At 69.1% G+C, this 8,725-nt stretch carries 11 protein-coding genes; 7 read left to right on the top strand and 4 right to left on the bottom strand.

The genetic code is table 11. The annotated features are described in order from the left end of the window. The first annotated feature begins 294 nt into the window (after positions 1-294). Positions 295-639, top strand: a complete 345-nt coding sequence (locus ACWF9G_RS14255) for an MmcQ/YjbR family DNA-binding protein (protein WP_452515627.1) — start codon at positions 295-297, stop codon at positions 637-639. 22 nt (positions 640-661) lie between these two features. Here ACWF9G_RS14255 and ACWF9G_RS14250 read toward each other — a convergent pair whose 3' ends face one another. Beyond that, positions 662-1,450, bottom strand: coding sequence for an RNA polymerase sigma factor SigF (locus ACWF9G_RS14250; protein ID WP_452515637.1), 789 nt, complete (start codon positions 1,448-1,450; stop codon positions 662-664). A 104-nt stretch (positions 1,451-1,554) separates the two neighbouring features. Then, complete coding sequence (locus tag ACWF9G_RS14245; protein WP_379309906.1) at positions 1,555-1,977, bottom strand: ATP-binding protein; 423 nt, start codon at positions 1,975-1,977, stop codon at positions 1,555-1,557. Positions 1,978-2,075: 98 nt separating this feature from the next. Here ACWF9G_RS14245 and rpe point away from each other — a divergent pair, with 98 nt between their 5' ends. Next, complete coding sequence (gene rpe, locus ACWF9G_RS14240; protein ID WP_379033572.1) at positions 2,076-2,732, top strand: ribulose-phosphate 3-epimerase; 657 nt, start codon at positions 2,076-2,078, stop codon at positions 2,730-2,732. A gap of 13 nt (positions 2,733-2,745) precedes the next feature. Here rpe and ACWF9G_RS14235 read toward each other — a convergent pair whose 3' ends face one another. Continuing rightward, positions 2,746-3,216, bottom strand: a complete 471-nt coding sequence (locus ACWF9G_RS14235; RefSeq protein WP_379309907.1) for a hypothetical protein — start codon at positions 3,214-3,216, stop codon at positions 2,746-2,748. A gap of 544 nt (positions 3,217-3,760) precedes the next feature. Here ACWF9G_RS14235 and ACWF9G_RS14230 point away from each other — a divergent pair. The 4 genes from ACWF9G_RS14230 to ACWF9G_RS14215 all read left to right on the top strand — a co-directional run bounded on the left by ACWF9G_RS14230 (position 3,761) and on the right by ACWF9G_RS14215 (position 6,756). Then, a complete protein-coding gene (locus ACWF9G_RS14230) occupies positions 3,761-4,384 on the top strand; it encodes a riboflavin synthase (RefSeq protein WP_189023588.1) in 624 nt (207 codons plus the stop codon). Positions 4,385-4,506: 122 nt separating this feature from the next. Next, the gene (locus tag ACWF9G_RS14225; protein ID WP_379032565.1) at positions 4,507-5,751 is read left to right on the top strand and encodes a bifunctional 3,4-dihydroxy-2-butanone-4-phosphate synthase/GTP cyclohydrolase II; all 1,245 of its coding nucleotides are present in this window, start codon (positions 4,507-4,509) and stop codon (positions 5,749-5,751) included. 31 nt (positions 5,752-5,782) lie between these two features. After that, positions 5,783-6,259: a 6,7-dimethyl-8-ribityllumazine synthase gene (gene ribH / locus ACWF9G_RS14220; RefSeq protein ID WP_189023584.1), complete on the top strand. Its 477-nt coding sequence runs from the start codon at positions 5,783-5,785 to the stop codon at positions 6,257-6,259. Continuing rightward, entirely contained in the window at positions 6,256-6,756 is a 501-nt protein-coding gene (locus ACWF9G_RS14215; protein WP_379309909.1) for a PH domain-containing protein, read from the top strand. Before ribH ends, ACWF9G_RS14215 begins: the two co-directional genes overlap by 4 nt. Before the next feature lie 4 nt (positions 6,757-6,760). Here the strand turns inward: ACWF9G_RS14215 and ACWF9G_RS14210 are convergent, their stop codons facing one another. After that, a complete protein-coding gene (locus ACWF9G_RS14210) occupies positions 6,761-8,494 on the bottom strand; it encodes a gamma-glutamyltransferase family protein (protein WP_452515624.1) in 1,734 nt (577 codons plus the stop codon). Between ACWF9G_RS14210 and ACWF9G_RS14205 the strand changes: the two genes are divergently transcribed. Beyond that, positions 8,478-8,720: a hypothetical protein gene (locus tag ACWF9G_RS14205; protein ID WP_452515623.1), complete on the top strand. Its 243-nt coding sequence runs from the start codon at positions 8,478-8,480 to the stop codon at positions 8,718-8,720. The genes ACWF9G_RS14210 and ACWF9G_RS14205 overlap by 17 nt on opposite strands. Positions 8,721-8,725 lie beyond the last annotated feature (5 nt).

The following is an 8,725-nucleotide window of genomic DNA, read 5'->3' as shown; positions in this document are numbered from 1 at the left end:
CGCACGTCATCGCCGGCGATCTGCCCATCAGCCTTTCCCCGCTCGATGAGCGCCATCACAGACTCGGACTCGGCGATCTCCGGCGGGAGCGTACGGGATGGGCTCGCACCGCGGCTGCCGACACTGGGCAACCGCGACAGCGGGCTCGGCTCGAACACGGTGGAATGGCCCGCAGGCGCCGGGCAACCGGTCTCGCTCCGGGTCTGTCCCGAGCGGGCCTGGCTCTCGGCGCGAACCGCCGATACGTGACATTCGTCCAATCGCCCGGCGCACGAACAGGCGCAGAATCGGGGCATGGCGATGACGTGGGAGCAGGTGGTGGACGTGGCGACGGCGCTGCCGGGTGTGGAGGAAGGCACCTGGTGGCGTAGTCCCGGGCTGAAGGTCGAGGGGAAGGGGTTCGCGCGGTTGCGGGTCGAGGCCGAGGGTGGGCTCGCAGTGCTGTGTGAGCCGGGGGAGAAGGAAGCCCTCCTGGCCTCCGGTGATCCGGCGTTCTACACGACACCGCACTACGACAGGAGTCCGTACGTCCTCGTCGATCTCGCGGTGGTCGACGCCGATCAGCTCGCCGAACTCCTCGACAGCGCCTGGTGGCTGCGGGCGCCCGCCCGGCTGCGGCGCGAACGGCAGGGCGCGTAGGGACATCGTTGTCCCGGTGACCTCAGTCCCGTTCGGACAATTCGCGCAGGCGGGCCAGGGTTTTCGCGAGGATACGCGAGACGTGCATCTGGGAGATCCCCAGCTGGGACGCGATCTGGGTCTGCGTCATCGACTCGAAGAAGCGCATCGTCAGGATGCGGCGCTCGCGTTCGGGCAGGCCCGCCAGCAGCGGTCGCACCGCGATGTACTCCTCGACCCGGTCGAACTGCGATTCCTCCTCGCCGAGGGTGTCGAGCAGCGAGGCATCGCTGTCGCGCCCGACCGAGGCGGCATCGATCGAGGTGGGCTGATACGCGTTGCCCGCGATCACCGCCTGGGTGACCTCGTCGGGGTCGACCTCGAGTTCGGCCGCGATCTCCTTCGCGGTCGGGGAGCGACCGAGCCGCTGCGACAGCTGATCGACCGCTGCGCCGATGCGTAGGTGGGTCTCCTTGACCCGCCGGGGGACTCGCATCGCCCAGGTGTTGTCGCGGAAATAGCGCCTGACCTCGCCCATGATCGTCGGCACCGCGAAGGACAGGAAGTTCGAGCCGCGGCTCAGATCGAACCGGTCCACCGCGTGCACCAGGCCGACGCGCGCCACCTGCGACAGATCGTCGAACGGTTCGCCGCGCCCGCTGAACTTCCTGGCGATGTGATCGGCCAGCGGAATGCACCGGTTGATCAGCGCGTCCCGCGCGACCGCGTGCGCGACACTGCCGGGTTCGGTCGCCGCGAGACGCTCGAACAGCGCGCTGACGTCGTCGTAGCCGGATACCGGCTCCTCGGTCTCGGCGTCCTCGTCGACGATCTCCTCGGCCGGGTTCTCCGCCGCGGCGCCGTTGTCGGCGGCCTGCGGTTCGGCTCGGGTTTCCTGGTCGGGCTTGTGGTCTTCGGTGGTGTCCTCGCCGTGCACTACGCCTTCCCCCGGACCCGGCGGAATCGGACCGTCGTCGGATAACCGGATACGACCGTGTCGAAGCCCTGCTGATCGGCGCTCACCTCGTCGCTGAGGGTGCGCAGCACGTGCCAGCCGAAGCTGCGCTGATCGGGCATGCCCTCGGCCGCGGCGACGCCGTCGACCCGCACCATCAGTTCGCTGTCGCCGACGACGAATTCGCAGGTCAGCGTCGAACCAGGCGCCGCGATCGCGATGAGCGTCGAGCAGACCTCGTCCACGGCCAGGCGCACGTCGGCGACCTCGTCGAGGGTGAAATCACTGAGCAGGACCAGGGTTTCGGCCAGGCCGCGCAGGATCGGCAGCTGGGTCAACGAAGCTGCTACGCGAATCTCCACCGGGGCGCTGAACAGCCCTTGTTCCGCCGAAATATTGGTCACCCTATGGAGGCTACCCACATCCCGGCAGGGCAATCACCATTTGGTCGCTACACTTGCGCGCTGTGTCCACACCGACGTTCTCCCGCCCGGCCAAGCCGATGATCGCCCCGTCCATCCTGTCTGCGGACTTCGCGAACCTGGCTGCCGAGGCGGCCGCTGTCGAAGGCTGCGACTGGCTCCACGTCGACGTCATGGACGGCCACTTCGTGCCGAACCTCACACTCGGCCTGCCGGTCGTGCAGAGCCTGCTCAAGGCCACCGACATCCCGTTCGACTGCCACCTGATGATCGACGACCCCGGCCGCTGGGCGCCGGGCTACGCCGAAGCGGGCGCCTACAACGTCACCTTCCACGCCGAGGCGACCGACGATCCGATCGCGGTGGCTCGCGACATCCGCGCCGCGGGCGGCAAGGCCGGGCTGTCGGTGAAGCCGAATACGCCGATCGAGCCGTACCTCGAGATCCTGCGCGAATTCGACACCCTGCTGGTGATGAGCGTCGAGCCCGGTTTCGGCGGGCAGTCGTTCATTCCGGGCGTGCTGGAGAAGGCGCGGATCGTGCGCAACCTGGTCGACGCGGGTGAATTGCAGCTCGTCGTCGAAATCGACGGCGGCATCAACCTCGACACCATCGAGCAGGCTGCCGCGGCGGGCATCGATTGCTTCGTCGCAGGCTCGGCGGTCTACAACACCGCCGATCCCGGTGCGGCCGTGCAGACGCTGCGCAGCATCGCGACTGCCGTCTGGCAGCCGTAGGTCGCGCATTCGATCAGAGCGAGCGGAGTGTGCGGGTGCCCAGCGCCCGCGCCGCTTCGATCACCGCGTGCACCGGCGGCCGGGTGTCGGCCGCCACCGGCGCCTGCACCCAGGTGCGGTAGCCGGTGCGCTCGTCGTCGGGCGACGGCAGCACGATCTGGCTGCCGTGGCACGCGACCGTCGTGTAGAGCCGGAACAATTCGGCGGACGCGGTGGGGGTGATGCTGTCGGGGCGGCACGGGCCGGTGAGGAAGGTCCAGCGCCGTGCCCGCGGGTGGTCGACGACCGGACCCGCGATCGCGGCGCTGCGCAACCGGGCCTGCACCCGCTCGCCCAGATCGCCCGGCATGGTGACCGCGCCGTAGTGCGCGCCGATCAACAGCAGAATGCGCCGGGAATCGGGATCGATCGTCGCGGGCAGGTGCAGTTCCCGCCGATAACGGACACAGCGAATTTCCAGCGTGGAATCGACCAATGTGCTCACACGGCACCCCCACATGTATCGAACCTGTTGTGACCCACAGTATTGTCTGACTTCCTGGAGTGGTGGACTATCCCTGGGTCGAACTGCCTACGGCTGCCTTGCCGCGGCCCGAATGCGCCGCCGACCAGGCCGAGACGAATAGTTGAACAGCAGGAATCGGCGACATAACAATATTGCGTCAATGGCCTGCCCGGCGCAAGCATTCGAATCACCGTGTTTCTAGTTCGTAATTCAAGGGTAAGTACAGGTTAGAGCCGCCGAAGGAATGGCTGTGACCGATTCTCCGAAAATTCGATTGAACAATTACCGCCGGAATGATTAACGGCGGGGTTTCATCATGTCGGCCTGCATTCACCGCCGGATCGATGCACCGCTGTCCGTTTCCCCGGATGTGACCGTGCCCGAGGTCCGATTCGACCCCGACCCGGCAGGCCTCACCCCGCCCGCCACTAGGCTGTGCGGCGAGCGGGTGCCGCCGGGAATAGCGGCCACCCACCTGCTGTTGGGCCCAACGGGTACAGATGACGCGACAAGGGAGTCAGGCATGTTCACAGGGATCGTCGAAGAGCTGGGCGAGATCGTCGCCACCGAACAGCTGGCCGACGCCGCCCGGTTGACGATCCGCGGCAAGCTGGTGACTTCCGATGCCGGGCACGGCGATTCGATCGCCGTCAACGGTGTCTGCCTCACCGTCGTCGATGTGATCGACGGCGACAGCTTCACCGTCGACGTCATGGCGGAGACGCTGAACCGGTCGAGCATCGGCGCTCTGGTCGCCGGCTCCCGGGTCAACCTGGAGCGCGCCGCCGCGCTGAACAGCCGCCTCGGCGGCCATCTCGTGCAGGGTCACGTCGACGGAACCGGCACCGTGCTCTCGCGGACGCCGTCGGAGAACTGGGAGGTCGTCCGGATCTCGCTGCCCGACGCGATCGCGCGCTACGTGGTGGAGAAGGGCTCGATCACCGTCGACGGCGTCTCCCTCACCGTGTCGGGCCTCGGCATCGCCGACGAGCCAGCCGCCGACGGCAACCGCGACTGGTTCGAGGTCTCCCTGATTCCGACCACGCTGGCGCTGACCGTCCTCGGCACCGCGCCCGTCGGCACCACGGTGAATCTCGAGGTCGACGTGATCGCCAAGTACGTGGAGCGACTCGCCCAGCGAGGCTGACCTACCGCGGCCCCGGGCGGCACCGAAAGCGCCTGGAGCACGCCGTACTGTGTAGGAAGAATCGAGGCCGAGAGGCCGAGAAATCCGCGGCGCCAGCCGCCAAGAATACGGAGCAAGCAGACGTGACCAGGTTGGACAGCATCGAGCGCGCGGTCGCCGATATCGCGGCCGGCAAGGCTGTCGTCGTCGTCGACGACGAGGACCGGGAGAACGAGGGCGATCTCATCTTCGCGGCCGAGAAGGCCACTCCGGAGCTGGTCGCGTTCATGATCCGCTACACCTCCGGCTACATCTGCGTGCCGCTGACCGGCGACGACTGCGACCGCCTCGGCCTGCCGCCCGCCTACGCGATGAACCAGGACAAGCACGGCACCGCCTACACCGTCTCGGTCGACGCCCGCGAGGGCATCACGACCGGCATCTCGGGCGCCGACCGCGCGGTCACCATGCGCCTGCTGGCCAGTGCCGAGGCCAAGGCCGACGAGTTCACCCGGCCCGGTCACGTGGTGCCGCTGCGCGCCAAGGACGGCGGCGTGCTGCGCCGCCCCGGCCACACCGAGGCCGCGGTCGATCTGGCCAGGATGGCCGGTCTGCGCCCGGCGGGCGTGATCTGCGAGATCGTCAGCCAGAAGGACGACGGGCACATGGCCCGCACCGACGAGCTGCGGGTCTTCGCCGACGAGCACGATCTGGCGATGATCTCGATCGCCGACATGATCGCGTGGCGGCGCAAGCACGAGAAGCATGTCGTGCGGGTGGCCGAGGCGCGGATCCCGACGGCGCACGGTGACTTCAAGGCGGTCGGCTACCAGAGCATCTTCGACGAGGCCGAACACGTCGCGCTGGTGCGTGGCGACATCGGCGACGGCGAGGACGTGCTGGTGCGCGTGCACTCGGAGTGCTTGACCGGCGATGTCTTCGGTTCGCTGCGCTGCGACTGCGGTCCGCAGCTGGACGCTGCGCTGGAGATGGTCGACGCCGAGGGCCGCGGTGTCGTGCTCTACATGCGCGGGCACGAGGGCCGTGGCATCGGCCTGATGCACAAGCTGCAGGCCTACCAGCTGCAGGACACCGGCCGCGACACCGTCGACGCCAATCTCGATCTCGGCCTGCCCGCCGATGCCCGTGACTACGGCACCGGCGCGCAGATCCTGGTCGACCTGGGTATCCGGTCGATGCGCCTGCTCACCAACAACCCGGCCAAGCGCGTCGGTCTGGACGGCTACGGCCTGCGGATCACCGAGCGGGTGCCGATGCCGTTGCGCGCCAATGCCGAGAACCTGCACTACCTGCGTACCAAGCGGGATCGGATGGGCCACGACCTGATCGGCCTCGACGACCTGGATCTGGGCGAAACCGCGCAGTGACCACCACGCACACTCCCGAAAGGCAGCAACGATGAGCGGCACGGGCGTCCCGTCCTTCGCGCTGGCACAGGCCAAAGACGTCAAACTCGGCATCGTCGCCTCGCGGTGGCACACCGAGATCTGCGACACCCTCGTCGCCAACGCGCAGCGGGTCGCCGAGGAAGCCGGCGTCGAGCAGGTGACCGTGGTGCGCTGCGCCGGTGCGATGGAACTGCCGGTCGTCGCGCAGGAACTGGCCCGCACGCACGACGCCGTCGTCGCGCTCGGTGTCGTGATCCGGGGTGGCACACCGCATTTCGAGTACGTGTGTGACGCCGTGACCGCGGGCCTGACCCGGGTGTCGCTGGATGCGGCCACCCCGGTCACCAACGGTGTACTGACCACCAACGACGAGGAACAGGCGCGCGACCGCGCCGGGCTGCCCGGTTCGTCCGAGGACAAGGGCGAGCAGGCCTGCGCCGCCGCCCTGGACGCCGCGCTCACCCTGCGCGCTCTGCGATCGGCGTGACCGTGCCGGTGGTGCGGACCTGGCGGCGCGGTGCGGGCGCACCCGAACCCGGGGCGACCTGGGAATTCGAGGTGCGGCCGCGGCGCGCGATCCGGACCGCGGTGGTGGTCGCGATCGTCATCCTCGTCTTCTTCACCGCCGGTGGTCTGCTGCTGCGCACCGGTTCGACCGGGGTGAACTTCCGGGTCGCCGACCAGATCGGGATGATCCTGATCGGCGTCCTCGGCGCGGCCGCAGTCCTGCTGCTCACCCGGCCCAGGGTCCGCGCGGGCGCCGCGGGGGTCTCGGTCCGCAATATCCTCGGTGATCACGAGTACCCGTGGTCCTACATCCGCGGCGCCGCGTTCCCCGACCGCAAGTCGTGGGCACGCCTCGAGCTGGCCGACGACGATTACGTCCCGATGCTGGCGATCCGGTCGAACGACAAGGCCCATGCCGCCGACGCTATCGAGCGCCTGCGTGAGCTGGGCGCCAAGTATTCGTCCGCCCAGGACTGACCCGCTAGCGGGTGTCGCCGAGGACCGCTCCTTCGCGGCGGGGGTCGGCGCCGCCGATCCAGCCGTCCTTGCCGTCGCGTTGCAGCGCGCTCAGACCGCTGGTCTGTGGTGCCACCGAGACCTGGTGGCCCATGGCGCGCAGGCGCTGGACGAGGGGATCGTGGTCGCCGTTGTCGGTGGCATCGATGTCGGGGTGTTCGCCGCCGATGCCGGTCACCGGGGTGTTGCCCGCGCCGAAGGAGACGCCGGAGACGGCCTGTTGCGGGTCGACGCCCCAGTCCAGGACGTTCACGAGGGTCTTCACGACGAACTGGATGATCACCGCGCCGCCGGGCGAACCGGTCACCAGGGCGAGGTCGCCGCGGTTGCCCGCATCGTCACGGTCGAACACCAGGGTGGGGGCCATCGAGCTGCGGGGGCGCTTGCCGGGCTGCAGGCGGTTGGCGACCGGGGTGCCGTCCGGGTCCAGCGGGTCGGACGCGAAGTCGGTGAGCTGATTGTTCAGCAGGAATCCGTCGACGAAGTGGAACGAGCCGAACGCCGCCTCGACGGTGGTGGTCATCGCGGCGGCATTGCCGTACTTGTCGACGACGGAGATGTGACTGGTGCCGTGTTCGGGCGGCTGGGGACCGTTGCCCAGCGGCACCGGACCGAGGTCGCCGGGCTTGGCGGTGCCCATGCTGCGCTGCGGGTCGATCAGCGTCGAACGCTGCTTCAGGTACTGCGGGTGCACCAGGGAGAGCACCGAATTGCCCGGCAGCGGAACGAAATCCGGATCCGCGACATACTTGTTGCGGTCGGCGTAGGCCAGGCGCTCCGCCTCGGAGATCAGGTGCACGGCCTGCGCGTCGGGGCGCCCGCCGTTGGCATCGAGGTCCTGCGGGCGCAGGGCGGCCAGGTCGAAGTTGGCCAGGATGCCGAGCGTCGCGGCGACGGTGCTGCCGCCCGAGGACGGGGCAGGCATGCCGCACAGTTCGAATTTGCGGTAGCCGGTGCACAGCGCGGCGCGCTTCTTGACCTGGTAGTCGGCCAGATCGGAGGTGGTCAGCAGGCTGGGGGTGCGCCCGCCGGCGGTGCTGCCCGCCGCCTCGACGATGTCCTGGGCGATGGCTCCGGTGTAGAGGGCCTGCGCGCCGTCGGTGGCGACGGCCGACAGTGTCTTCGACAGGGCCGGGTTGGTGAGGACCGTGCCTGCTTTCTTGGGTGCGCCGTCCGCTTCGAGGAAATACCCACGCGCGCCCTCGTCGGCGGAGAGGTCCTTGGCCGACTCGGCGATCTGCCCGGCCAGCCGCGGACTGATCGCGAAACCGCTGTCGGCCAGGCTGATCGCCGGGTCGAACAGTTCCTTCCACGCGGTCATCCCGTGCTCGCGGTGCGCGAGCTCGAGCATCCGCAGCACGCCGGGCACCCCGATCGACCGGCCGCTGGCCCTGGTGTTCGGGGCGGGTTCGGTGCGGTCGGTGTCGCTGACCCAGCGCAGGTAGTTCTCGGTGGCCGCGGCGGGCGCGGTCTCGCGGCCGTCGTAGGCCTCGACGGTGCGCGATTTCGCGTCGTAGTGCAGCAGGAACGCGCCGCCGCCGATGCCGGAAGCCTGCGGTTCGACGAGCCCGAGCATCGCCTGCGCGGTGACCAGCGCGTCGGCGGCAGTGCCGCCGGCCCGCAGCACCCGGCACGCGGCCTCGGTGGCCAGCGGGTTGGCGGTGGAGACGGCGTAGGTGCGGGTGCGCACCGCGGTCATGTCCGAGCGGTACCCCGACGCGATCTCCGGGTTGGTGCTGAGATTCTGCGTGGTCGGGGCGCCGGTGGCAGGCGCAGCCGAGACGGGAGTGCCGTTCGGCGTGCTCGTGCATTCGGCTGCCGCGGCGTCGTTCGACGAGCAGCCCGTCAGTAGACCTACCGTGAGCACTCCGGCCGCCGCGGCCCCGATCCACGTCTGTCGCCTTGGCGTCATCATGGCAGCGTAACTCCG

This window comes from Nocardia sp. NPDC055029 (genome assembly GCF_053608525.1).
Note: the sequence above shows the minus strand (reverse complement) of the source record. Positions and strands in the feature narration are given on the sequence as shown.

Bases quoted from the DNA above. Each gene is read 5' to 3' on its own strand.
- ribH (WP_189023584.1), top strand. From the start codon at position 5,783: ATGAGCGGCACGGGCGTCCCGTCCTTCGCGCTGGCACAGGCCAAAGAC.
- ACWF9G_RS14210 (WP_452515624.1), bottom strand. From the start codon at position 8,494: ATGACCGCGGTGCGCACCCGCACCTACGCCGTCTCCACCGCCAACCCG.
- ACWF9G_RS14230 (WP_189023588.1), top strand. From the start codon at position 3,761: ATGTTCACAGGGATCGTCGAAGAGCTGGGCGAGATCGTCGCCACCGAA.
- rpe (WP_379033572.1), top strand. From the start codon at position 2,076: ATGATCGCCCCGTCCATCCTGTCTGCGGACTTCGCGAACCTGGCTGCC.
- ACWF9G_RS14255 (WP_452515627.1), top strand. From the start codon at position 295: ATGGCGATGACGTGGGAGCAGGTGGTGGACGTGGCGACGGCGCTGCCG.